This window comes from Allorhizobium sp. Av2 (genome assembly GCF_021462805.2).
GTDB classification, from domain to species: Bacteria; Pseudomonadota; Alphaproteobacteria; order Rhizobiales; family Rhizobiaceae; genus Allorhizobium; species Allorhizobium vitis_G.
In genome coordinates this window covers 320,754-343,959 of the sequence record NZ_CP192698.1, presented here as the reverse complement: position 1 = coordinate 343,959, position 23,206 = coordinate 320,754, and the positions used below count along the sequence as shown (strand labels likewise).

Below are 23,206 nucleotides of genomic sequence, written 5' to 3'. Positions count from 1 at the left end.
AGAACATCGATAAGATGTTCGTCTAGCATAGGACTTGTCGATGGTCGAGCCGACACCAAAACCTCAACAGCCGAGAGCGAAGACATGAAAGCAATCATTATCAACGAATATGGCGACAACAGCGTGCTTAAATATGCCGACGTCAAAGATCCTGAGCCGAAAGCAGGCGAAGTGCTGGTTAAAGTCCATGCGGCAGGCGTCAACCCTGTGGATTGGAAGATTCGCAGTGGTGCTGGCCAGCGAATGGGGATGACCTTGCCAATCCATCTGGGCGGAGAGATTGCAGGCATTGTCGAAAAACTTGGACCAGGCGTCACCGAATTCAATCTAGGGGATGGCGTTTACGGCGTTATCAAACAGGGAGGTTTCGCGCAGTATGCGATCGCCAAAACGACGGATGTCGCGCGCAAGCCATCCACCCTCGATTTTATCGAAACGGCTGCTACGCCGCTCGGAGCATTAACCGCGTGGCAGGCCATGTTTGACGTTGCCAAACTTTCGACCGGCCAGCACGTGTTCATCACAAACAGCTCGGGCGGCGTCGGCTCCGTGGCAGTTCAGCTTGCTAAGGCCCGAGGCGCGCATGTCACCGCAATGGCGTCCGCTCGAAACGAGGAGTATGTCCGCAATCTTGGCGCGGACGAGTTCGTCGATTACACTAGGCAGCCTTTTGAAGACATCGTCCGTGACATGGACGTCGTCTTTGACACGGTTGGAGGCGAGACATTCAAGCGAGCATTCACCACCCTGAGGCAGGGTGGCTTCCTGGTTACGGCGGTCGCCTTTCCTTCTGACGAAGACAAGCAGCATGGCGTCGGCGTTGCGAGGGTGCAGTGCGTGCCAAATTCGGAGGAACTCACGCATATCCGGGAATTGATAGAAACAGGTAAGGTGAAGCCTTACGTCGCCACTGTCCTTCCGTTCCAGAGCATCAAGGAGGCGCTGGAACTTTCCGAGGACGGGCATACTCGTGGCAAAATCGTCCTGCAAATCGCATGACATGGCCCAATTATAACGACCTCTTTCTTGATCGCCGGACAAAGCTACGAAAGAGAGAGTAAAAGGGTCTGCGGTTCCGACTGATATTAGGAACAATCATGTCTTGGAATGCTTGAATTCCATTCTGACGACCTCGTGTCGGAGGCGAGCGGTAATGAAAGTGGATCTTTGACAAAAGGTAAACAGCAGATTTCAAGCTCAGATGATCGATAGAATAACTTGCAATAGCTCATCAATGAGCATAATTTTGAGTTATAGAAAAGGCGGCTATAACTCATGCAATGGAACTGGCAACGGCCCGATTGGCCAAACTTCTCCTATGACATTGAGAACATGGCCCCGTTGGAGCAAAGGTTTCTCCAGTCATCCGGTGAGGTGATCGGCGCTGTCAGGCATTTCAGTGACGACGACAGCAACCAATTGCGGATTGAGTTGCTGAGCGACGAAGCCATCAAAACGTCGGAGATCGAAGGCGAGTTCCTGGATCGAGCCAGCGTCCAGTCATCGCTGCGCCGACAATTTGGTCTCAACACAGACAATCGTCCGGTCCGACCGCAAGAGCGCGGAATCGCAGAGATGATGGCTGACGTCTATAAAAATTGGTCCGGCCCGCTCCAGCATGAAGACCTTTTCCATTGGCACTCGATGCTGATGGCGGGAAACCGATATATCGAAACAATTGGCGCCTACCGTCGCCACACTGATGCAATGCAGATTGTCTCAGGTCGCCTGGATAAGCCTATAATCCACTTTGAAGCACCGCCATCCCGTCAGGTGGCTGAGGAAATGGCGCTTTTCATCGACTGGTTCAATCGGTCGGGGCCAGGCGGGTCAACTCCATTATCTGCGCTGACACGTGCGGCCATCGGACATCTCTATTTCGAAAGCATCCATCCGTTCGAGGACGGCAACGGTAGAATTGGACGCGCGCTCGCTGAAAAATCGCTAGCGCAGAACATCGGGCAACCAAGCCTGATTTCGCTTGCCTTTACAATCGAGCGTGACCGAAAGGCCTATTATTGCGAACTTGAGCGCCATCAGCGAAAACTCGATATCACCGGATGGATTATCTATTTTTCGCAGACAATCCTGGAGGCCCAACAGGCAACGATTGATCGTATTGCCTTCTTCATTCAAAAGGCAAAATTCTACGATCGGTTTCGGGACCGGCTTAATGAGCGCCAGGAAAAAGTCATCGCCCGTATTTTTCGAGAGGGTATTGCTGGTTTTAAGGGCGGGTTGAGCGCGGAAAATTACATTTCAATCACGGCCACATCGCGTGCGACGGCAACGCGTGACCTCCAGCACCTTGTCGAGATCGGCGCATTCACGCGCACCGGCGAGCGGCGGCACACGCGATACGCCCTAAGACTTCAAAGCTGACCAGCATTTCAATAGGCCAACATTTCGATCAGATTATCTGCTCGTCGTTTCGTCCAGGTGTCGGAGAACCCCAAGGATATTCAGTCCATCTACACGTTACGTAGCTCTCTACCCTGTTGCTGTAGCGTTGTGAAATGGCCGTATCTGCGGTTGTGGATATTGACCAAAGCGCCGCCCTGCGGATGATAGGTCTTTGTTACGCCGCTTAAAGCTTCCATTGCCTTGATGACACCTGAAAAGGCCTTTCCCGCCACGGCACCCAAAATCGCGGAGCCCAGCAACACCGGCTCATCCAGACCCGCGGCCACAACGGGCTTTCCGCAAGCATCGGCCAACACCTGTCGCACCAGATCGCTCTCTCCAGCGCCACCGCTGATCACAACGCGCTCAATAAACGCGCCCGATGCGGCCTGTGTCTCGATGATTTGCCGCAGACCATAGCCAATGCCGCACAGACCCGCGATATAGAGCGCAACCAGACTATCAAAATCCCGATCCATGCCCAGACCAGCAATGATGGCGCGTGCGTGGGGATCAGCAAAAGGTGCACGGTTACCGAGGAATTCCGGCACGATGTGCAGACCTTTCGCCAAATGCACGACATCGGGCAAGGCGTTGAACTTGGCCGCTGCCGCCTGCGCCAACAGAACCGGCAGGGCAATACCCTGTTCGCGCGCCTTTGCGGCTGTCTCTGGTGCTGCCGGGTGAAAGGCCAGCAATTGATCAATCGCCGCACCGGCAGCACTCTGCCCGCCTTCGTTCAACCACATGCCCGGCACCATGGCGGAATAATAGGGACCCCAGACACCGGGCACAAATACCGGCTCAACAGTTGAGGTCATGGTACAGGAGGAGGTGCCAAACACATAGGCCATATTGTCTTTAGGGCCGCTGCCAATGCCCACTGTACCAATGCCGCCAGCATGGGCATCAATCATGCCTGCGGCCACGGCCGTGCCAGTTCTCAGGCCCATGGCCGTAGCGGCGGTTTCCGTCAGACCCTGCCCAAGCGGCGTTCCGGGTTCGACAATGCGGTGGCCAATGCGGCTGAAGCCCTCATCGGCCAGTTCGCCAAGCCCAATAGCGTGGAAATAGCTTGGGTCCCATCTCTGCTCATGGGCCAGATAGGTCCATTTGCAGGTAACAGTGCAGGTGGAGCGGGAGAGATCACCCGTTGCCTTCCACGAGAGAAAGTCAGCAAGATCGAAAAACTGCCAGGCATTCTGGAAGGTCTTAGGCCGGTTTTCCTTCAGCCAGAGAATTTTGGGCGTCTCCATCTCCGGCGAGATTTTGCCGCCAACATAGCGCAGCACATCATGGCCAATAGCGTTGATTTTCTCCGCTTGCGTCACGGCACGTTGATCCATCCAGACGATGATATCCCGCTCCGCAAGCTCTGACGAACCCACTGGCAATGGCTTTCCACCTTCACCCAGCACCACCAGCGAGCAGGTCGCATCAAATCCTAGGCCGATGACATGGGCTGGATCTTCCACACCTTCGGCAACCTGCCGGACAACCGTGCAGACCGCATCCCAGATGTCTGTGCTGGACTGCTCGGCAATTGCCCCTGCATCGCGAAACATCGCAATATCGCGTTTGGCAACAGCCACAAGCGTACCGCTCAGATCAAACAGGCCGGCACGGGCACTGCCTGTGCCGACGTCGACGCCGATAATGTAGCGCTCAAGTCCGGTCGCGACGGTGTCAGTTGCTTCGATCATGGCAAATGCTCTTCAATATAGATGGGACAATGATGAGGTTGGCGCCGATTAAAGATCGACGCTATTGGGCACAATCACCAGATCACGAATGGTGACATTGCGTGGACGCGATAGCATGAAGAGCACTGCCTCGGCCACTTCCTGCGGCTGCATCAGACTGCCATTGGCCAGCGCTTCATCCATCTTGGCCTTTGGCCAATCATCGAGCAATGCGGTGACGACTGGACCGGGCAAAACGGCACCCACGCGTACACCGTGTTGCGACACCTGCCTGCGGGTGGAATGGACAAAGGCCTGAACGGCAAATTTCGAGGCGGTATAAATCGGCTCCCACACCACTGGCACCACGCCTGCAATCGAGCTGGTAAACAGGATATCGCCGGATTTTTGCGCAATCATATGCGGCAACACCGCATGAACTGAGCGGAATGCTGCGTTGATATTGAGGTTCAACATCCGATCCCACGCATCTGGGTCGCCCTCTGCCACAGCACCGCCAATATAGGCTCCGGCGTTGGCGTGGAAAATATCAAGCCCGCCTGCGACCTCCAGAATGCGCGGCAGCATGGCGGAAACCTCTGGCCCATTCAAAAGATCCACCACCAGCGGCTTGGCGCGCTCACCGAGTTCTGAGCAAAGCCCATCCAGCTTGTCCTTGGCGCGGTCGATCAACACCACCGTTGCGCCTTCCGCCAGCAGAATTTTGGCGCAAGCGAGACCTATGCCCGATGCAGCGCCAGTGATGGCGGCGACTTTGCCTTTCATGATATCTGTCATGATACAATTCTCCTAGTAAATCTTGTTAAGCGCGGCCGTGGCTGACACGGGAGCGGCGCGCAAGCGAATCCACAATCACGGCAATGGCAAGCACGGCCCCGGTGATCATGTAACGCAGCGATGAGCTAAGGTTGAGAAGCGTCAAACCATTGGAAATCGCCTGAATGACGATAATGCCGAGCAGCGCCGAATAGGCACTGCCACGCCCGCCAAACAGGCTGGTGCCACCAATCACGGCGGCGGCAATGGCGTTCAAGTTCACATCACCCGTGCCTGCCTGCTGGCTGGAGGATGCAAGGCGTGATGCCGACAGCACGCCGCCAAGGGCTGCAAGGGTAGAGCACAGCATAAAGGCGCTCATATAAATGCGGCGAACATTGATGCCAGCGCGGCGGGCGGCTTCACGATTGCCACCTACGGCAAACATCGAGCGGCCCCATTGCGTCTTGGTCAGGAGGTAATTGACCACCACCACCAGCGCCACAAATAGCGCAAACATCCAAGGCACGCCGCGACCGAGGTTGAGGTAGTAGACGGCAAATTCAAAGCCCAGCGTGAGGATGGCGGCCTTGATCAACAACCCACTCAAGGGTTTTGAGGAGAGGTTGACCGCTTGGCGGCGCTTACGAACAGCCAGCCCAAATACGATCATCACAATACCGGGCACCAAAGCCAGCGTGAAGGATAGCCAATGCGGCATTACCAAAATTTGGCCAAAACGCACCAGCGGTGAGGCATAGGGCAAGTTGATACTGCCCGTTGGGCCGAGAATGTAGAGCTGCATGCCTAGCAAGGCCAGCAGGCCCGACAGCGTGGCGACAAAGCTTGGCATGCCCATGCGATTATACATCACCGCGTAAAGCGCCCCCACGGCGGCACCCGTGACCAGCGCTGCAAAAATCGCAACAATCACCGGAAGGCCGGAATTGACCCACAAGACACCAATGATGGCCGAGGCCAGACCACTCATGGAGCCAACCGAGAGATCAATCTCACCTAACAACAGCACGCAGACAATGCCCAGCGAGATAATGCCCACCGTTGCGCAATCAAACAGCAGATTGACCAGATTGTTGGGTGCCAGAAAAATCGGATTGAGAATACTAAACACTGTGGAAATCACAATCAGCCCAATGGCAACCGGTAACATGCCCAGATCGCCCGATTTGATCCGATTGATAAAACTGCGCAGCATGCCCAGCACACCATTATCGTGGGTGACGCGCTCATCGCTGCGGTCCAAGGCTTGGGAGGACTTGGGGTCAGGAGTTGAGATGTTCTTGCTCATGCGGGTCTCCCGCTGGTTTCTGTGGTATTTGTCTTGCGGTGAATGCGGCGCGAGACGGAATTTTCCGTGGCTCCGGTGATGGAGGCAACCAGCTCTTGGTTGGAGGCATCCGGGGTAAAGACGCCGTTGTTCTTGCCCAAACGCAGCACCACAATGCGATCGGCCACAGCGCGCACATCTTCCATATTGTGGCTGATGATGATGACGCCCAGTCCGCGCTCGCGCACCCGCTCAATCAGGTTCAAAACTTCGGCTGTCTGGGCAACACCCAGTGCCGCCGTTGGTTCATCCAGCATGATGATTTTCGGGTCCAGCAGAAGTGATCTTGCAATGGCAACCGTCTGGCGTTGACCGCCTGATAGCGAGGCAATCGGCTCTCGAACAGAGGGAATGCGCGCTGCTAGCTCTTTCAAAAGCGTCCATGCGCGCACTTCCATGGCCACTTCATCCAGGTTCCATGGCGCAAGCTCGTGACCAAGGAAAAGATTGGCCACCACATCCAGATTTTCGCATAGGGCAAGATCCTGAAACACCGTGGCAATGCCCAGTTCCAGCGCCCGGCTGGGGCTATCGAGCGAAACGTTCTCGCCGCAAAATTCGATGGTGCCGGAGGTGGGCTGGTGTACGCCTGCCAGCACCTTGATCAAGGTGGATTTGCCAGCGCCGTTATCGCCCACAAGGGCAACCACTTCGCCGGGCCAGACTTCCAGATCAATATCCGTCAGCGCCGAGACAGCACCAAAGCTCTTGGAAATATTGCGCAATTTCAGAATAGGGCCACCCGTTTTCGGGGCCGCTTGGTCATTTTGCACCATGGCGAAACGCTCTTTTCAGGTTCGAGGCATGTCCGATCCGGCAGAGCCGGACCGAACACAGATCAGAACAATTACTGGGTGATGCCCAGCTTTTTGCAGCCAGCGGCATATTCACCCGTGCAGACTTCGGCAGGCGTCTGAATCTTCTTATCAAAGATTTCAGCCTTGATGTTTTCTGCCGTCACAACAGCCGGAATGAACAGCTGCGAGGGGGTGTCATACAGCGTGGTCTTGGCTTCCGGCTTTTCGCCCTTCAGAAACTGAACGGTGACTTTGGCAGCCGCCGCCGCAACAATTTCCGATGGCTTGGAAATCGTGTTGTACTGATCGCCGGAAATGATCAATTGAAGCGCTGCGATGGTCGCATCATTGCCCGTGACCGGCGGGACAGGATTGACGCCAGCCGCCTTGAAGGCCGCAATTGCACCGCCGCCTGTGCCGTCATTGGCGGCAACAACGCCCTTAATGTCTGCGCCAAAGCGGGTGATTTGGCCAGCGGCCCATTCCTGCGCCTTTGGTGGCGCCCACTCTGGGGTGTCGAATTCAGCCAGTGTTTTGTAGCCAGAATCTTTCAGGCCTTTATGAACACCATCGCGGATCAGGCCAGCGGCGGCATCGGTGGGCGAACCGTTGATTTCAAGAATGCCAGAACCCTGTGGTACGCCCCTGGCCTTCAGGTGCTGCACCAGCGACTTTGCAATAGCCTCGCCAATGCCAGCATTGTCGAAGGACACGTAATAATCCGCCGCTTTCTTCGGAATAGGACGGTCGTAGGCAATCACCTTCACATCCTGCGACTGCGCCAGCTCAACCAGTGCTGCGGCAGCAGACGAATCCACCGGGTCCAGAACGATCACTTTTGCGCCTTGCGCAATCACCGAGTTGAATTGCTGCTGCTGAAGCGCGGTATCGCCATTGGCGTTTTGATAAATCACCGTGCATCCGGCGCACAGCTTGGCCATCTCTGCCTTGAAGCCCGGATAGTCGTGAGTTTCATAGCGTGTCGATGCCTGATCGGGCATCAGAAACGCAACGGTTGCCTTCTCCTGCGCCAAGGCAGAGCCTGCAAACATGGCAGCGGCAGCAACCGACACCATCATCATGGAATGAAATTTCATAGTTTCCTCCTCTAGAACCCAAAACCAGTATCGAGAGACGCATGCCGATGAAGACCGTGATGACAGCACATCGAACGCACGATGATGCGACAACAATCCTGAATTGCTTGAACGCCTCCCCGGTCAACCCTCCAAAGCTAACCAACTTCATCGATTGAGCAACACTGCTCAATCGATGACGCAAGAATTGCCATCTTCTGACTTTGCTGTCAAGTTGGGTTTCAACGGGAGGCGCTTGTGAATCAGAAGAAAACTGCCAAGAAGACGACGATCTATGATCTGGCCGAGCTTGCAGGCACATCGGCCAGCGCTGTGAGTGCTGTTTTGAACGGCAATTGGAAGAAGCGCCGGATCAGCACCCAACTGGCCGAAAAAATCCGGCGGATTGCTGAGGAGCAAGGCTATGCCCTGAACATGCAGGCCAGTCTGTTGCGCCGGGAAAAATCACAGATCATCGGCATGATCGTTCCTAAGTATGACAACCGCTATTTTGGCTCGATTGTGGAAACCTTCGAGGACATGGCCCGCGCGCGCCGCCTTTTCCCGATTATCACCTGCACGCGACGTGACCCGGAGCTTGAAGTGGAGGCCGCACGTACTCTGCTGTCCTATCAAGTGGAATGGCTGGTTTCGACCGGAGCGACCAACCCTGACCGGATTACCGAAATATGCACGTCTGCCGGGGCGCGCAGCATTAATCTCGACCTGCCGGGAACAGCAGCACCTTCGGTTATTTCGGATAATTTTGCAGGGGCGCGGGAATTGACCCGTCGTATTCTAAAAAATTGTCACAGCAAGACCGGCAAGGCCGCACCGTTGCTGTTCGTTGGCGGGCGCGCTACAGATCACAACACCTTGGAGCGGGTGCGCGGTTTTCGGGCAGCCCATCAGGATATGGGCGTTCCAATCGATGAACGCCACATACTCACCTGCGGATACGCCCCGGAAAAAGCAGAAAAAGCTTTGCAAACACTGGCGATCGTTGAAGGCGAAATTCCAGGCGGAATGTTTGTAAACTCCACCATCTCTCTAGAAGGCGTCATGCAGTGGCTCAAGACCTCCGGCTATGTCGCGGAGCGGCTACCAGCAATGGGCTGTTTCGACTGGGATCCCTTTGTGGCGCTTTTGGGTGGCGACATCGAAATGGTGCGCCAGGATGTCGACGGCATGCTCAAAGCGGTTTTTGAGATTATCGATACAGGAATATCACAGAATACCTTCATTGAGGTGCCGCCGTTATTCTCTGGGCAAGCAAATGCGCAGGCGGAAATCATCCCTTAAGCTCTGAACTGACCAACTGCCCGGATACCGCTCGATCAGGCAAACTAGCTCACCTGTACTAATTGACCTTACGCCGCCTATGCCGCTGAAGTCACACTAGGCTGGGGCAAAGCGAAAGGATCTAGCGATGAGAAAACTCAAAATCGGATTGATTGCTGCAATTGGCATGGCATTCGCGGTATCAAGCGCCTCGGCCTCAATTCCGCGTCTCGCTTCACCATCAGAGGCTCAGCATCCAGCAAAACCTGCCATGGTTCAGACAGCCAGCTTCGCGCAAGGGTGCCACGACCCCAATTACTCATGGTATGAGTATAGTGGTTGGGAAGCAATCGGATGCCTAGTCAGCGGTCAATGGCCCTGAAGTATCCATACTGAAGAACGGGCTCGCCTCACCCACGGTTTGGCGGGCCGTTTGCGTTGATTGCATGCCTAACTAAGGGCTTTAACTGCCTTTCTTCAGTCTCAAACCGATTATGCGTTAGGCCGATCATGATCCGCCAGCGAGGAGAAAAAATGAAAGTTACGATCATCGCCGCAGCCTTGCTTTTTAGCGCTACGGCACTCGCGCAAGCGGCATCATGCGAGAATAATTTCAAAGTCAGCGGCGTCCCCATGGTCACCGCGTTAAGCTATCGCTCGTGGCAGGAATACCCCAAAGCCAATTCCGCGGTCGTTCTTAAAAAGCTGGCTCAGGCCGTGGCGGCGGAAGGTTTTTCCGGCCTAAAGGTCAACAAGGAATTGTCGTCTATCGACGCTTTCCAGGAAACCAGTGGCAGTGGCCGGATTCAGACCCTTCGGGTTGTCGCGCGTCAGAAAGGGGCAGGAGTCAGGGTGGATGCCGTCTTTGATATCCAGCCCGGTCAACTCACCAGCAAGGACGTTGTGCGTACAGGCATTTGCAAAATTATCGATTCAGCCATCTGACGATTATCGCAGTTACTCGGATATCTTGACGTTCATGCTGTCTGCCGTTTTGACGACTGCCCCCATAAGGGGCAGCAGCTCCGCTGCTCTCGTTGTGGAGCCTCGACAGGTTGTTGATGTTCACGTCGAGGCTCAAAGTACAAACGGCGGCTGACCCGAAAGGGAAGATCAGGTGCGAGGTTGCGTCAGCGCCAACACAACAGTCAATGCGGCCAGGGCGGCGGTAAGGGTCAAGGGCCCAGCAGCGCCGTAATGATCAACGACATAGCCGCCGACAACCGCGCCAATCGTAATCGCGACCTGAAAAGAGACGACCATCAGGCTGCCCGCTGCCTCCAGGGCGTCAGGTGCGCTGCGCGATAGGTTGGTCGGCAGCACCACAGGTGCCATGCCGAAGGCAAAGCCCCAGAGCGTCACGAGGCTGAACGCCACACCGACATAACTACCCCAAAGCACCAAGGCGAGCGCTGCAGACGCCATCAGCACGGCGGTGACAGCGAGTGCCATATGAATACTGGCGTCCGCCATCCGGCCACCCGCGACGTTACCGATCACCGACGCGACGCCAAATCCGAGAAGTGCCAGGGCAATCGGACCGGTTTCAAGCAGCGTCACCTGTTCTAGGAAAGGGCGCACATAAACCGAGCCGGCAAAATGCCCCGTCATCAACAAAAGGATGGCCAGCATTCCAAGTTGAACGCCACGCCGCCGCGTCAGCCGGAATACATCAGAGAGACTGTTGCTTGTGCTTGAAGGCAATGTTGGCAAGCAGATTATCTGCAGCAGCATGGCAAGTGCAGCAAGCCCCGCTGTCATGGACATGGCGCTGCGCCAGCCCAACCAGTCGCTGATCAAAGCGCCTATCGATGGCGCGGCTATCGTCGCGAGTGAAACGCCGAGCGTAACGATCGCCATGCCCCGACCTGTTGCATTGGCCCCAACCAACCTGGCGACGACGGCAACCGAAAGCGCCCAGAAGCCGCTGAGGGCAATGCCGAGGCCTGCTCGACCGAGCATCAATAGCCAAAAATCCGTCGCCACCGCCGCAAGAATATTGGAGCCGATTGCCAACGCACTGAGGCCGACCAGCACTGTCTTGCGGTTCAATCTGCCGATCAGGACATTGCTCAACAGGGCTGTGATGGCGCCCACGAAAGCGGTGGCAGTCACGACCTGCCCGGCTGTTCCCTCACTGATCCCAAGATCACGTGCCATTGGCGTCAGCAGGCCTGCTGGCAGGAACTCAGCCGACACCAGCGCAAAACTGGTGGCCGCCATCGAAAGGACGGCGAGCCAGGTGGCAGGGCTCCACGCAACCGGCTCAGCGGTATCGAGGTCTATATCCGCGCTGTTAAATTGTGATGTTCTGTCCGTCATTGACGTATCTCCTGAATCCGGAAGCACTTCATAGACGAAAGATTTGGGATTATATGTAGCTTAAAATCCGAAAACCATGTCCGTTCGTCCGGAAACTGTGCGGCGCACAACGCCGGGTGAGACTGTGGTAATGCGTTTGAAAGCGCGGGCAAAGGAGGCCTCGGATTCATAGCCCAGGCGAGATGCAACCTCGGCAACCGACATGCCACCTTGCCCCAATAACTCACGGGCAAGCTGCATGCGCAGGCGGGCGAGATAGCGTGCCGCGCCTTCTCCTAAAATAGCGCTGAAGCGTTCAGCAAAAATCGAGCGCGATTGGCCCGCGACACCGGCAAGGCTTTCAAGCGTCCAGTTATGGCCGGGATCGCGGTGCATGGCTGCCAATACACGACCAAGATGAGGGTCGCGGATGGCGGCGAGCCAGCCGGTGGTTGCGGCTCCGCTGCAATTGACCCAACAGCGGATAAGCCGCGCGACGAGCAAGTCAGCCATACGCGACAGGATCGTCGCGCTGCCCATCTGGGGCTGTGAAGCCTCTGCGGTCATAGCCGCCAGCAGGGGGCCAATAACCGGGTCATTGCCAGCGACATCGCAGCCCTTGATGATTGGCGGCATCAAGGCGATCAAAGGATCAAGGGCATATGCGCTCAACGCCATGGAACCGCAGAAAAGAGTGCTGGTCGCCCCAGTTCCTTCCCGCACCAATTCGCAAACCTTGTTGCTCAACCTTTTTATCTGACAGCTTTTGAGCGAGTCGCCCTCAACATCCGGCGCACTGGCCAATCGATGTGCGATACCTTGCGGCAGTAGCACCAGATCCCCATCGTGCAATTCCTGCCACCCTTGGGCTTCGGTATGAATCCAGCATGGACTTTGGCTGACAAAGTGGAACCGAAGCAGCTGTTGCTGCGGCAGGGCGATGCTCCACGGATGTCGCAGTTCGCAACGCCCATAATTGACCCCACTCAAGCGAAAGTCTTGTAGAACTTCGCTCAGCGCATCCATTGGGATATTTGACGGCGACAACCGTTGAGACGAATGATCAGACATTATCCAAATTTAGGCATCAAACGTCTGGCGCGCAAGTACGAAGTTTCATGAATTCGAGTGTGATCTCCGCCCGTAGCATCCTCTCTCATTCCAGTCAGCCAATGGATTAAGGCCCAGTCTGATAGGCCAAGTCCGATAGGCCCAATCCGAAAGGCGAAGGGTATCCGCCCGTTCGGCTTTCGCCACCTGTTCGATTTCTTCGGCATCGCGCAACAACTGAAGCGCACGGTCATGCAGATCGAGTCCTTCGGCCATGAGTGCCAACGATCGTGTCGTGCGGTTGAAAAGCTACTGCATTTTTCCTGGGGAGAGCTATCCGTTAGGCGGTATAGTTGTTGACGAAAACTCAACCTCGTATACCATATATAGTGTTCGAGGTTCTTTCGATTCTCCGTATGAATCGAAAGCTAAGACGGGAATGCGGTGCGCCGGACCAGAGATGGTCGGGCAATGCCGAAGCTGCCCCCGCAACTGTAAGCGGCGAGCATTTGTCCAGTGAAAGCCACTGAAACATCATGTTTCGGGAAGGCGAGGATGGATGCAACGACCCGCGAGCCAGGAGACCTGCCTCAAACGAAAACGTCCACGGGCGGGGTGCCCGGAAGGTCGCGTGACGGCAAGCGATATGATTTCGCTTGTCCGCGTTTCCTTGCCGACAATCCGTCAAAACACTTCGGGGTGAAGGCATGCGTGATTTTTCCTGTAACGGTCCGGCGTTTAAACGAAGACGGTCGCTGAAGAGCGTCTGAGCTCCTGTCATTCTCCCACTCAATGTCCAGAAACGAGCGTTGGCAACGACGTCTTCGGAGGCCTTTCTGCGGCCAAAAATCAAAACCCAACGAGGATATGATGACTATCACCGTTTACAGCAAACCTGCCTGTGTCCAGTGCAACGCAACCACCCGCGCGCTCGATCGCCAGGGTCTCGACTACCGTATCGTCGACATTTCCGTCGATGAGGACGCCTATGCCAAGGTTCAAGGTCTTGGCTATCGGCAGGTTCCCGTCGTCATCGCTGGCGATACGCATTGGGCGGGTTTTCGTCCCGACATGATCAACGCACTGGCGTGAGTGTCTGGCGATGGGGCTGATTGTGTATTTTTCCAGTGCGTCGGAAAACACCCATCGCTTTGTCGGCAAGCTTGGTTTGCGCGCGTCACGTATCCCCGTCAGCCCACGGAGCGGCAATCCGTCGATCACTGAACCTTACGTTCTGATCGTGCCAACCTATTCGGGTGACGATGGCAAAGGGGCCGTTCCAAAACAGGTCATCCGCTTCCTCAACGATGCGGACAACCGCTCTCATCTCCGGGGCGTGATCGCCGCGGGCAATAGTAATTTCGGCGAGACGTTCTGTCTCGCGGGCGACGTGATCTCACAGAAATGTCGGGTGCCGTACCTTTACAGGTTCGAATTGCTCGGCACGGACGAGGATGTCGCCAATGTCAAATATGGGATGGAACGATTTTGGACGTCACAACTTTCGAGCGCCCTTTGAAGGCGGACGAACAGGCGCTGGATTATCACGCGCTGAACGCGATGCTAAACCTCTACGATGAGGATGGTAAAATCCAACTCGATAAGGACGCTCTGGCGGCAAAGCAGTATTTCTTGCAGCACGTCAACCAGAACACTGTCTTCTTCCATAATCTGCGGGAGAAGCTCGATTACCTCGTGGACGAAGGCTACTATGAGCAGGCGGTGTTGGATCAGTATACGTTCAACTTCGTCCGCGATCTTTTCGATCATGCCTATGCGAAGAAGTTTCGCTTCCCGACCTTTCTCGGCGCCTTCAAATATTACACCAGCTACACACTGAAGACCTTCGACGGAAAGCGCTATCTGGAGCGCTACGAAGACCGGATCTGCATGGTGGCGTTGACGTTGGCGCAGGGCAATGAGGCTTTGGCACGTGACATAGTCGACGAGATTATCTCCGGCCGCTTCCAGCCGGCGACGCCGACATTTCTCAATGCCGGCAAGAAGCAACGCGGCGAACTGGTATCCTGCTTCCTGCTGCGCATGGAAGACAATATGGAAAGCATCGCCCGTGGTATCAACTCGGCACTGCAACTTTCCAAGCGTGGGGGTGGCGTAGCGTTATCCCTGACCAATATCCGCGAGGCTGGCGCACCGATCAAGCAAATCGAGAACCAGTCCTCGGGCGTCATCCCGGTGATGAAGTTGCTGGAGGACAGTTTTTCCTATGCCAACCAGCTCGGTGCGCGCCAGGGGGCAGGGGCTGTCTACCTGAACGCCCATCATCCCGATATCATGCGCTTCCTCGATACCAAGCGTGAAAACGCCGACGAGAAGATCAGGATCAAGACGCTGTCGCTCGGTGTGGTGGTCCCCGACATCACCTTTGAATTGGCGAAAAACAATGAGGATATGTACCTGTTTTCACCCTACGACGTGGAGCGTGTCTACGACGTCGCGTTTTCCGAAATCTCGGTCACGGAAAAATATCGCGAGATGGTCGCCGACAGCCGCATTCGCAAGAAGAAGATCAAGGCACGTGATTTCTTCCAGGTGCTCGCCGAAATCCAGTTCGAGAGCGGCTATCCATACATCATGTTCGAGGACACTGTGAACCGCGCCAACCCGATAGCCGGACGCATTTCGATGAGCAATCTCTGCTCCGAAATCCTACAGGTGAGCGACGTCAGCACTTACAATGACGACCTGTCCTACAAGACCATGGGTAAGGACATCTCCTGCAATCTCGGGTCCTTGAACATCGCAGCCGTGATGGATTCCTCAGACTTCGGCAGGACCATAGAGACCGCGATCCGGGCGCTGACCGCCGTGTCCGACATGAGCCATATCTCTTCTGTTCCCTCTATCGAGAGAGGCAATGACGACAGCCACGCCATCGGCCTTGGCCAGATGAACCTGCACGGCTATTTCGCACGCGAGCGCATCTTCTACGGATCGGAAGAGGGCATCGATTTCACCAACATTTATTTCTACACGGTAACCTATCACGCCATCTGCGCCTCGAACCGGATTGCCGTCGAACGCGGCACGAGCTTCAAGGGCTTCGAGAACTCGAAATATGCGTCCGGCGAGTATTTCGACAAGTATACGCAAACCGAATGGCTTCCAGCGACCAGGCGCGTCGCACAACTATTCGAAACGGCCGGAATCGCGATCCCGACACAGGATGACTGGTTGGCGCTGAAAGAGGCGGTGATGACGTCCGGCATTTATAACCAGAACCTTCAGGCCGTGCCGCCGACGGGGTCGATCTCCTACATCAACCATTCGACCTCCTCGATCCATCCGATTGTCTCGAAGATCGAGATCCGCAAGGAAGGCAAGATCGGCCGCGTCTACTATCCGGCCACCTTCATGAGCAATGATAACCTTGATTACTATCAGGACGCCTATGAGATCGGACCTGAGAAGATCATAGACACCTATGCGGCCGCCACCCAGCACGTGGATCAGGGTCTTTCGCTGACGCTCTTCTTCCGTGATACCGCAACGACCCGCGACATCAATCGGGCACAGATCTACGCCTGGAAGAAGGGCATCAAGACCATCTATTATATTCGCCTTCGCCAGATGGCGCTGACCGGCACGCAAGTGCAGGGCTGCGTATCCTGCGCGCTGTGAGATCGAGATATCACATGAACATACAGATGAAGACCAACACCCCGACGCAAACCAAGCCGGTGCGAGCGATCAACTGGAACCGCATCGACGACGACAAGGACCTGGAGGCCTGGAACAGGCTGACCGGCAATTTCTGGCTGCCGGAGAAGGTGCCGTTGTCAAACGACATCTCATCCTGGGCGGCGTTGAAGCCGGAGGAACAGCAGTTGACCATCCGCGTCTTCACGGGACTGACCCTGCTCGATACCATACAGACGAGTATCGGTGCGCCAACGCTGATGGAGGATTCCATCACGCCGCATGAGGAGGCGGTCTATTCGAACATCTCCTTCATGGAAGCGGTGCATGCCCGTTCCTATTCTTCGATCTTTTCGACCCTGTGTTCGACGTCCGACGTGGATGATGCCTATCGCTGGTCTGAAGAAAACGAGTTTCTGCAGAAGAAGTCGGCGCTGATCCTCGAACACTACCGCAATCCTGACCCGCTGAAACGCAAGATCGCCAGTGTGTTCCTGGAAAGCTTCCTATTTTACTCCGGCTTCTATCTGCCGATGTTCTGGTCGAGCCGCGCCAGGCTCACCAACACGGCCGACATGATCCGTCTCATCATCCGCGACGAGGCTGTGCATGGCTATTACATCGGCTACAAGTTTCAGCGTAGTCTCGAGCCCTTAAACGAGGAGCAGCGGCAGGAAATCAAGGACTTCGCCTTCGATCTGCTGCTCGAACTCTACGACAACGAGGCCAAATACACAGAGGCGCTCTATGACGGTGTCGGACTGACAGAGGACGTCAAGAAATTTCTGCATTACAACGCGAACAAGGCGCTGATGAACCTTGGCTACGAGGCTCTGTTTCCGCCGGAGGCCTGCAAGGTCAATCCGGCGATCCTGTCGGCACTCTCGCCGAATGCCGATGAGAATCATGATTTCTTTTCCGGTTCGGGCTCGTCCTATGTCATCGGCAAGGCAGTTGCGACTGAGGACGAGGACTGGGATTTTTAAGCCTCAAGACAGCCTGATATTTTACGCCTTCCCTCGAATATCAACCATGGGGTCGTAGGTTCGATTCCCTCAAGGCTGCACCCGAGATATCGAACAAACATTTACGGTATTGCGTGCAGATGAATGCAGAAGGGCTTTGACGGCATTTCCCATTTGACGTTGGTCGCCGGATCTAAAGCCATTTGGCCTTCGAATTACAAACGAGCCGGGCTGCTATCAACCACCACGGGATCACCGTGCGGTGCCGTCAGCCCGGCTCGTCTGATACAGCCAGGACAGCGTCCAATAGACCCGGAAATCGCTCATCGATTTCTTCACGGCGCAGCTCATTCAAGTGCGTTGGTCCATCTGTGCGGGTAAAAACCAGCCCGCCCTCTCTCAAGACTTTAAAGTGGTGGGACATGCTGGACTTCGGCCGCCCTCCATCCAGTGCAGAGCATGTGGCCTGTCCTTCATTTGAAAGCTGACGCACGACGCCCAGCCGTACAGGGTCGCTGAGGGCGTAGAGCACCTGGGTGAGAGTAACGTCTTTCAAAGCGGGATGTGGGATGGCGCGCATGATTCATTCTAGCATCACAGGGTCTTGTTGCAAAGTTCGATTGTAATCGAACTATCGAAGATCTATATGTGTATTTATAACGATCAATTGGAGTCTCCATGTCATCCTTATTTACCCCTTTCACACTCAAAGGCATAACACTGCGAAATCGCATTGCGGTATCGCCAATGTGCCAGTATTCGGCCGAGGACGGCACGATCAATGACTGGCATCACGTCCATCTGGCTGGGCTCGCGCGCGGCGGGGCAGGCTTGGTGGTTGCAGAGGCGACAGCGGTATCGCCGGAAGGCCGTATCACCCCCGGATGCGCAGGCATCTGGAGCGATGAGCAGATTGAGCCTTGGAAAAAAGCGGTGCATTTGATGAAGGCAGCAGGTGCCGTTCCTGGGATTCAGATCGGACACGCAGGCCGCAAAGCGAGCGCCAATCGTCCATGGGAGGGAGACGACCATATTTCCGGGTCTGATCCGCGTGGCTGGGAAACGTTGGCGCCATCCGCCATTGCGTTCGGAGCAAATCTTGGCAAGGTGCCACAGGCCATGACCCTTGCAGATATCGAACGTATCAAGGCCGACTTTGTCGCTGCGGCGAAGCGGGCGCTGGCAGCCGGCTTTGAATGGCTTGAGCTTCACTTTGCTCATGGCTATCTCGGGCAAAGCTTCTTTTCGACCTGGTCTAATAAGCGCACAGACAATTATGGTGGTGACTTTGACGGGCGAGCCAGATTTTTGCTCGAAACGCTGGCTGCTGTTCGCGATGTCTGGCCCGAACATTTGCCGCTTGCCGCTCGCTTTGGCGTGACCGAATTCGACGGCTCGAACGACCTGGAAGAGGGGATCGAAATGGTACGCCGCTTCAAAGCTGGCGGCCTCGACATTATTGATGTCAGCGTTGGATTCTCGACGCCGACCGCGAATATTCCCTGGGGGCCTGCGTTCATGGGGCCGATCGCCCAACGGGTACGGCGTGAGGTTGGACTTCCCGCCACCACGAGTTGGTTCATCAGCGAGCCAAAGCAGGCCAATGCACTGATCGCAGACGATTTTGTAGATATGGTGTCGCTTGGCCGCCCGCTGCTTGCCAACAGCCATTGGCCTTATCAAGCAGCGCTTGAGCTAGGTATCGACAAGCCGTCCTGGACACTTCCCGCACCATATGCTCACTGGCTGGAACGCTACAGAACGGCCTGAATCTGAACAGACCGTCGCGACAGAGTGGCAGTCTTTGCGACAGATGCTTGCCGCTTCTGTCGCACAGCCCAATCATGCTGGATGACTTGCCAATATTATGGGCCATGCCCCAAAAGAATATAAATCAGCGACTTAGTTAATAAAACGAGGTCTCTAAGGTCCGTATCTTTTTGGGACCTGTGCTATTCACGTCGAGGAATACAGAATAACTCGCGGCTTTGGTGAACGGCCAGCGGGTATCGTTTGCCGCCGCAGAACGGAAATCCAACATTGAAGCGAACTGTCTGCCCTGATCCACACGTGCTGTGGCCGTAGAGTTATAACTATTGGTAATCAACCCACGGCCTGCAGGAATTAGGAAGTCTGAAATCGACCTGTTAGCGTCATTTTGACTAAAGCCAAGACCTGAGAGTGAGTGAACCTGGTGGCGAAACCCTTTCCTCAGACGATTACCCAAGCTCAAGGCCAGTTTCTGGAAGGATTGTCGCCCCTCTCGGTCGTGAAGACGTGCCTTGAGCGTATCCGGGAACAGAACGATAAACTTGGGGCGATGATCTTCATAGCGCGTGCGGAGGCGCTTGAAGAAGCGCAACAAGCGGAAGCGGCAATTCGAGCCGGAAAACGAATTGGCCCGCTGCACGGTATTCCCATTGTGGTCAAAGACATGATCGATGTTCGTGGCTGGCAAACGACCGGTGGATCTCACCTGCTCAATAGAGACGATGCGCCGAACGACGCCCGTTGTGTGGCAAACCTAAAATCGGCTGGCGCGATCATCATCGGCAAGAGCAATCTGCACGAACTCACGGCAGGCAACCACGATAATCCCTGGTACGGAAAGGTTGTCAATCCGCTGGACGCTGGAAGAGGTACCGGCGGAACGAGCAGCGGTTCGGCGGCAGCGGTAGCAGCGGGCTTTTGTATTGCCGCCATCGGAACCGACACCGGTGGATCGAACCGCTCAACCGCCGCAGCGACCGGTCTCGTGGGGTTCAAGCCAACCAATGGTGTCATTGACCCAACAGGCACGATGCCCACCGCGCCGACCTTCGATACAATCGGTCCAATCGCTAGAAACGTGGCGGATGCGCGTCTGCTTCATTACGCCATGGCAGGAATCGATTCGCCGGAGAAGAGAAGCGTATCGGTTGCGGGAATGCGAATTGGTCTGTGCCCCGATTTATATACGGCAGCGGTTGACCCCGCGATTGCAACCGCACATGACGCGTTTCTGGCATGCGCACGAAGGGCGGGCGCGCAAATCCAGGTCCTCCCATTCCGGTTTGCCCGCGAGGTTCGCGAAGCAGGGCTGACAATCCTGGTGTATGAGTTCACAGCTTTCTATGGCCCGCTTGTCGAGGCGCATCCCGGGCGGGTTGGCGCAGCGGTTCGCGCGTTTCTATCGAATGGAGCCTTGATTTCAGAAGCCGCCTATCGATCAGCGCTCGCGTACCAAGTGCAAATCCAAGGTGAATTTCACAGACTGTTGTCAGAAGTCGATGTTCTGGTGACGCCAGTTGTTCCCGGACTTGCACCACGGCTGTCGGACGAGCGAACGGCAGTGGGAAACGACTTCGTGCCTTATGGCCTGGCCGGAGGTCACTTTCGCCGCTGGGCAAACTTTTTCGGTGTACCAACGCTTGCAATGCCGGTGCCCATTGCCGGTGCGCTTCCAGCATCCATCCAGATCACAACGCCTAGAAACACGGAAAACTATCTGTTTTCCGTGTGCGAAGCTTTGAGCCGACTGGAGACCGGCTCGACCTGATAAATCTGCCATCAACAAAAAAAGGGGAATGAAAACATGAAAAAGATCGCAATTGCACTGTCCGTCATCGCAGCAACATTCGGCATGACCAAGTCGGCTTCCGCTGCTGACGATGTCATTCGTTTCGGCGTGGCCGCTGAGCCTTACGCACCGTTCTCAGTAAAAGATGCCAGTGGCAAATGGCAGGGCTGGGAAATCGACCTTATGGACGCCGTTTGCAAACAGATGAAGGCCAAGTGCGAGATCGTTGATGTCGCATGGGACGGTATCATCCCGGCTCTGCTTGCCAAGAAGTTCGACGTTATCTGGAGTTCCATGTCGATTACCGACGAGCGCAAGAAGGTCATCGACTTCACGGACAAGTATTACTACTCTCCCAACGTGCTCGTTGGCGCAAAGGCTGATACACGCAGCTTCGATGTCGCCAAGCCCGAGACCTTCAAGGGCATTACCGTTGCAGCGCAAAGCTCCAGCCTGCAGGCCACCTATATGCAGCAGAAGTTCAGCGGTATGTCTGACCTCAAGCTCTATCCGACCCTTGATGATGAGATTGCCGACATACAGGCAGGCCGCGTCGACCTCATGGCCGCAGCTGGCATCCAGATCCAGGACTTCCTGAGCAAGCCTGAGGGCCAGGCCTACGAGATTAAAGTGACATTGCCCCACGAAACGATGTTCGGTTATGGCGACGGTGGCGGCCTACGCAAGGAAGATACCGCACTGAAGGACAAGTTGAATGCCGCTCTCAAGGCCGTGCGCACCAGCGGTGAATACGATGCGATCACCAAGCGCTATTTCAACTTCGACATCTATGGCGAATGATGATCGAGTGAAGGGTTGGAGCCGGTCCTTCATGACCGGCTCTTCTTCAAACTCGACGAATTGATGCGACATGGATGCAAATATGGCCTGGTTCACTTTACTCAGCTTTGGCGACCAAGGCTGGAGCGACGAGCTGCTGCAAGGCGCGTGGCTCAGTATCAAGATTTCCCTCAGTGCCTACCTCATCGGGTTGGTGCTTGGGCTAGTCGGCGCCATTGCCAAACTGTCGAAGAGCGTCGTGGCCAGATCTTTTGCTGGCACCTACACGACAGTCATCCGGTCTGTCCCGGATATTCTCGTTATCTTTTTGATCTATTACTCGGCAACCGACGCCCTGAGCCATTTATTGAGCATGTCGGGCCTGTCGGTCGAGTTCCAGCTTAATGGCTTTATCGCTGCCGCGATCTCGCTCGGCGTCGTCCAAGGTGGCTACAGCACGGAAGTATTGCGGGGCGCAATCGTCGCCGTGGCTCGCGGTCAGAGCGAAGCAGCCTTTGCAGTGGGGCTAACGCGCAAACAAGCGTTCTTCCTGGTGATCATCCCACAGATGCTGCCGCTGGCGCTGCCGGGGCTGGGTAATCTGTGGCTCATCGTCCTCAAGGAAAGCTCATTGGTAAGCCTCATCGGGTTCACAGAACTGGTGCTGGTCGGCAAGATGGCCGCCGGTGCCACGCGGCACTACCTGCTTTTCTATGCGGCGGTCGGCGTGGTGTTTCTCATTATGTCCGGCGCGTCCACGCTTGTGTTCCATTATCTCGAAGTGAAGACTTCTCTCACCTGGAGGCGTAAATAAGATGTCTGATTTCGGATCTTATCTCTCCGGTGAACTTATCACAGGCTTGCAGACGACAATTGTGCTGTTCCTGGCTTCTGCCATCACCGGCAACCTGTTGGCGCTTCCGGTGGCGCTGGGCAGGATATCCACGCGGAAGTGGATCAGATATCCTGTTATCGGTTTCATGCTCTCGTTTCGCGGCACACCGCTTCTGGTTCAGCTTTACATCTTCTACTTTGGCGTCGGCCAGGTTCTGGCAACAGTTCCGGCAATCCGCTACAGCCCTCTTTGGCCGCTGTTGCGCAGTGCAAATGGCTATGCTTACGTCGTGCTTTCGTTGAACACTGCCGCCTATTGTGCAGAAATTTGGAGAGGTGCCATTTTCGGCCTTCCGATCGGGCAAAGCGAGGCGGGTCGCTCGCTTGGATTGTCCAAACAACGAATCACTGTATCAATCCTGCTTCCTCAGGCATTCCGGCTGGCGCTTCCGGCGATTGGCGGTCAGAACATCCTACTTTTGAAGGGAACAGCGCTGACCGCCGCCATTACGGTTTTTGAGACAATGGCAGCGGCCAACCTTGTTCGCGCCCAGACTTTTCGAACCTACGAGCCGCTGCTTGCAGCAGCTCTTGTCTACTTTGTCCTGGCCTCGATCATCACCTCCGGCTTCAAATATATGGAAACCCGGTTGGCTTCCCGATACTAATCGAGGCCTCTTTGCTGTTTCTCGT

General features: G+C 55.6%; 21 protein-coding genes, 1 pseudogene and 1 riboswitch. Of the genes and pseudogenes, 13 read left to right on the top strand and 9 right to left on the bottom strand.

Annotated elements, in window-relative coordinates:
* The first annotated feature begins 84 nt into the window (after positions 1-84).
* Together FS819_RS25265 and FS819_RS25260 are read left to right on the top strand one after the other, a co-directional pair.
* The gene (locus FS819_RS25265; protein WP_156551199.1) at positions 85-999 is read left to right on the top strand and encodes an NADP-dependent oxidoreductase; all 915 of its coding nucleotides are present in this window, start codon (positions 85-87) and stop codon (positions 997-999) included.
* Between the two features lie 276 nt (positions 1,000-1,275).
* Positions 1,276-2,382 (top strand): Fic family protein, encoded by a 1,107-nt coding sequence (locus FS819_RS25260; RefSeq protein WP_156551198.1) that lies wholly within the window; start codon positions 1,276-1,278, stop codon positions 2,380-2,382.
* Between the two features lie 89 nt (positions 2,383-2,471).
* On the opposite strand, the gene FS819_RS25255 is transcribed toward FS819_RS25260, so the two are convergent.
* The 5 genes from FS819_RS25255 to FS819_RS25235 all read right to left on the bottom strand — a co-directional run bounded on the left by FS819_RS25255 (position 2,472) and on the right by FS819_RS25235 (position 8,104).
* On the bottom strand, positions 2,472-4,106 hold the full coding sequence (locus tag FS819_RS25255; protein ID WP_156551197.1) for an FGGY-family carbohydrate kinase: 1,635 nt from the start codon (positions 4,104-4,106) through the stop codon (positions 2,472-2,474).
* Between the two features lie 48 nt (positions 4,107-4,154).
* Entirely contained in the window at positions 4,155-4,883 is a 729-nt protein-coding gene (locus tag FS819_RS25250; RefSeq protein ID WP_156551196.1) for an SDR family oxidoreductase, read from the bottom strand.
* A gap of 25 nt (positions 4,884-4,908) precedes the next feature.
* The gene (locus tag FS819_RS25245; protein ID WP_156551195.1) at positions 4,909-6,171 is read right to left on the bottom strand and encodes a sugar ABC transporter permease; all 1,263 of its coding nucleotides are present in this window, start codon (positions 6,169-6,171) and stop codon (positions 4,909-4,911) included.
* A complete protein-coding gene (locus tag FS819_RS25240; protein ID WP_156551194.1) occupies positions 6,168-6,986 on the bottom strand; it encodes an ATP-binding cassette domain-containing protein in 819 nt (272 codons plus the stop codon). The genes FS819_RS25245 and FS819_RS25240 overlap by 4 nt, the downstream gene beginning before the upstream one ends.
* A 71-nt stretch (positions 6,987-7,057) precedes the next feature.
* Entirely contained in the window at positions 7,058-8,104 is a 1,047-nt protein-coding gene (locus FS819_RS25235; protein WP_156551193.1) for an ABC transporter substrate-binding protein, read from the bottom strand.
* A gap of 237 nt (positions 8,105-8,341) precedes the next feature.
* Between FS819_RS25235 and FS819_RS25230 the strand changes: the two genes are divergently transcribed.
* Both FS819_RS25230 and FS819_RS25225 read left to right on the top strand, forming a co-directional pair.
* Entirely contained in the window at positions 8,342-9,385 is a 1,044-nt protein-coding gene (locus FS819_RS25230; RefSeq protein WP_234624923.1) for a LacI family DNA-binding transcriptional regulator, read from the top strand.
* A gap of 513 nt (positions 9,386-9,898) precedes the next feature.
* Positions 9,899-10,309 carry a hypothetical protein gene (locus FS819_RS25225; protein ID WP_156551192.1) on the top strand — a complete coding sequence of 137 codons (411 nt, stop codon included), beginning with the start codon at positions 9,899-9,901 and terminating at the stop codon, positions 10,307-10,309.
* 168 nt (positions 10,310-10,477) lie between these two features.
* Here FS819_RS25225 and FS819_RS25220 read toward each other — a convergent pair whose 3' ends face one another.
* From FS819_RS25220 to FS819_RS25210, 3 genes and pseudogenes are all read right to left on the bottom strand, one after another.
* Complete coding sequence (locus FS819_RS25220; protein WP_156551191.1) at positions 10,478-11,686, bottom strand: MFS transporter; 1,209 nt, start codon at positions 11,684-11,686, stop codon at positions 10,478-10,480.
* Between the two features lie 60 nt (positions 11,687-11,746).
* Positions 11,747-12,736, bottom strand: a complete 990-nt coding sequence (locus tag FS819_RS25215; protein ID WP_156551190.1) for an AraC family transcriptional regulator — start codon at positions 12,734-12,736, stop codon at positions 11,747-11,749.
* 147 nt (positions 12,737-12,883) lie between these two features.
* Positions 12,884-13,024 (bottom strand): annotated as a pseudogene (locus FS819_RS25210) (LysR family transcriptional regulator); the annotation flags it as partial.
* Positions 13,025-13,094: 70 nt separating this feature from the next.
* Positions 13,095-13,322, top strand: a riboswitch (cobalamin riboswitch).
* A 263-nt stretch (positions 13,323-13,585) separates the two neighbouring features.
* Between FS819_RS25210 and nrdH the strand changes: the two are divergent.
* From nrdH to nrdF, 4 genes are read left to right on the top strand one after another with little or no spacing between them, the layout of a single operon-like run.
* Positions 13,586-13,807: a glutaredoxin-like protein NrdH gene (nrdH, locus tag FS819_RS25205; RefSeq protein WP_156551189.1), complete on the top strand. Its 222-nt coding sequence runs from the start codon at positions 13,586-13,588 to the stop codon at positions 13,805-13,807.
* Positions 13,808-13,817: 10 nt separating this feature from the next.
* Positions 13,818-14,234 carry a class Ib ribonucleoside-diphosphate reductase assembly flavoprotein NrdI gene (gene nrdI, locus FS819_RS25200; RefSeq protein WP_060717735.1) on the top strand — a complete coding sequence of 139 codons (417 nt, stop codon included), beginning with the start codon at positions 13,818-13,820 and terminating at the stop codon, positions 14,232-14,234.
* Between the two features lie 41 nt (positions 14,235-14,275).
* Complete coding sequence (gene nrdE, locus FS819_RS25195) at positions 14,276-16,357, top strand: class 1b ribonucleoside-diphosphate reductase subunit alpha (RefSeq protein WP_234624934.1); 2,082 nt, start codon at positions 14,276-14,278, stop codon at positions 16,355-16,357.
* A 14-nt stretch (positions 16,358-16,371) separates the two neighbouring features.
* Entirely contained in the window at positions 16,372-17,361 is a 990-nt protein-coding gene (nrdF, locus tag FS819_RS25190; protein WP_156551187.1) for a class 1b ribonucleoside-diphosphate reductase subunit beta, read from the top strand.
* Positions 17,362-17,608: 247 nt separating this feature from the next.
* On the opposite strand, the gene FS819_RS25185 is transcribed toward nrdF, so the two are convergent.
* A complete protein-coding gene (locus FS819_RS25185; protein ID WP_060717738.1) occupies positions 17,609-17,920 on the bottom strand; it encodes an ArsR/SmtB family transcription factor in 312 nt (103 codons plus the stop codon).
* A gap of 98 nt (positions 17,921-18,018) precedes the next feature.
* On the opposite strand from FS819_RS25185, the gene FS819_RS25180 reads away from it, so the two are divergent.
* From FS819_RS25180 to FS819_RS25160, 5 genes are all read left to right on the top strand, one after another.
* Positions 18,019-19,110, top strand: a complete 1,092-nt coding sequence (locus tag FS819_RS25180; RefSeq protein ID WP_156551186.1) for an NADH:flavin oxidoreductase/NADH oxidase — start codon at positions 18,019-18,021, stop codon at positions 19,108-19,110.
* Between the two features lie 424 nt (positions 19,111-19,534).
* Positions 19,535-20,878 (top strand): amidase, encoded by a 1,344-nt coding sequence (locus tag FS819_RS25175; RefSeq protein ID WP_234624922.1) that lies wholly within the window; start codon positions 19,535-19,537, stop codon positions 20,876-20,878.
* Positions 20,879-20,914: 36 nt separating this feature from the next.
* Positions 20,915-21,700 (top strand): transporter substrate-binding domain-containing protein, encoded by a 786-nt coding sequence (locus FS819_RS25170; protein WP_156551185.1) that lies wholly within the window; start codon positions 20,915-20,917, stop codon positions 21,698-21,700.
* An 82-nt stretch (positions 21,701-21,782) separates the two neighbouring features.
* On the top strand, positions 21,783-22,493 hold the full coding sequence (locus FS819_RS25165) for an ABC transporter permease (protein WP_234624921.1): 711 nt from the start codon (positions 21,783-21,785) through the stop codon (positions 22,491-22,493).
* 1 nt (position 22,494) lies between these two features.
* The gene (locus tag FS819_RS25160; protein ID WP_156551183.1) at positions 22,495-23,181 is read left to right on the top strand and encodes an ABC transporter permease subunit; all 687 of its coding nucleotides are present in this window, start codon (positions 22,495-22,497) and stop codon (positions 23,179-23,181) included.
* Positions 23,182-23,206 lie beyond the last annotated feature (25 nt).

Bases quoted from the DNA above. Each gene is read 5' to 3' on its own strand.
- FS819_RS25265 (WP_156551199.1), top strand. From the start codon at position 85: ATGAAAGCAATCATTATCAACGAATATGGCGACAACAGCGTGCTTAAA.
- FS819_RS25260 (WP_156551198.1), top strand. From the start codon at position 1,276: ATGCAATGGAACTGGCAACGGCCCGATTGGCCAAACTTCTCCTATGAC.
- FS819_RS25255 (WP_156551197.1), bottom strand. From the start codon at position 4,106: ATGATCGAAGCAACTGACACCGTCGCGACCGGACTTGAGCGCTACATT.
- FS819_RS25250 (WP_156551196.1), bottom strand. From the start codon at position 4,883: ATGACAGATATCATGAAAGGCAAAGTCGCCGCCATCACTGGCGCTGCA.
- FS819_RS25245 (WP_156551195.1), bottom strand. From the start codon at position 6,171: ATGAGCAAGAACATCTCAACTCCTGACCCCAAGTCCTCCCAAGCCTTG.
- FS819_RS25240 (WP_156551194.1), bottom strand. From the start codon at position 6,986: ATGGTGCAAAATGACCAAGCGGCCCCGAAAACGGGTGGCCCTATTCTG.
- FS819_RS25235 (WP_156551193.1), bottom strand. From the start codon at position 8,104: ATGAAATTTCATTCCATGATGATGGTGTCGGTTGCTGCCGCTGCCATG.
- FS819_RS25225 (WP_156551192.1), top strand. From the start codon at position 9,899: ATGAAAGTTACGATCATCGCCGCAGCCTTGCTTTTTAGCGCTACGGCA.
- FS819_RS25220 (WP_156551191.1), bottom strand. From the start codon at position 11,686: ATGACGGACAGAACATCACAATTTAACAGCGCGGATATAGACCTCGAT.
- FS819_RS25215 (WP_156551190.1), bottom strand. From the start codon at position 12,736: ATGTCTGATCATTCGTCTCAACGGTTGTCGCCGTCAAATATCCCAATG.
- nrdH (WP_156551189.1), top strand. From the start codon at position 13,586: ATGACTATCACCGTTTACAGCAAACCTGCCTGTGTCCAGTGCAACGCA.
- nrdI (WP_060717735.1), top strand. From the start codon at position 13,818: ATGGGGCTGATTGTGTATTTTTCCAGTGCGTCGGAAAACACCCATCGC.
- nrdE (WP_234624934.1), top strand. From the start codon at position 14,276: ATGCTAAACCTCTACGATGAGGATGGTAAAATCCAACTCGATAAGGAC.
- nrdF (WP_156551187.1), top strand. From the start codon at position 16,372: ATGAACATACAGATGAAGACCAACACCCCGACGCAAACCAAGCCGGTG.
- FS819_RS25185 (WP_060717738.1), bottom strand. From the start codon at position 17,920: ATGCGCGCCATCCCACATCCCGCTTTGAAAGACGTTACTCTCACCCAG.
- FS819_RS25180 (WP_156551186.1), top strand. From the start codon at position 18,019: ATGTCATCCTTATTTACCCCTTTCACACTCAAAGGCATAACACTGCGA.
- FS819_RS25170 (WP_156551185.1), top strand. From the start codon at position 20,915: ATGAAAAAGATCGCAATTGCACTGTCCGTCATCGCAGCAACATTCGGC.
- FS819_RS25165 (WP_234624921.1), top strand. From the start codon at position 21,783: ATGGCCTGGTTCACTTTACTCAGCTTTGGCGACCAAGGCTGGAGCGAC.
- FS819_RS25160 (WP_156551183.1), top strand. From the start codon at position 22,495: ATGTCTGATTTCGGATCTTATCTCTCCGGTGAACTTATCACAGGCTTG.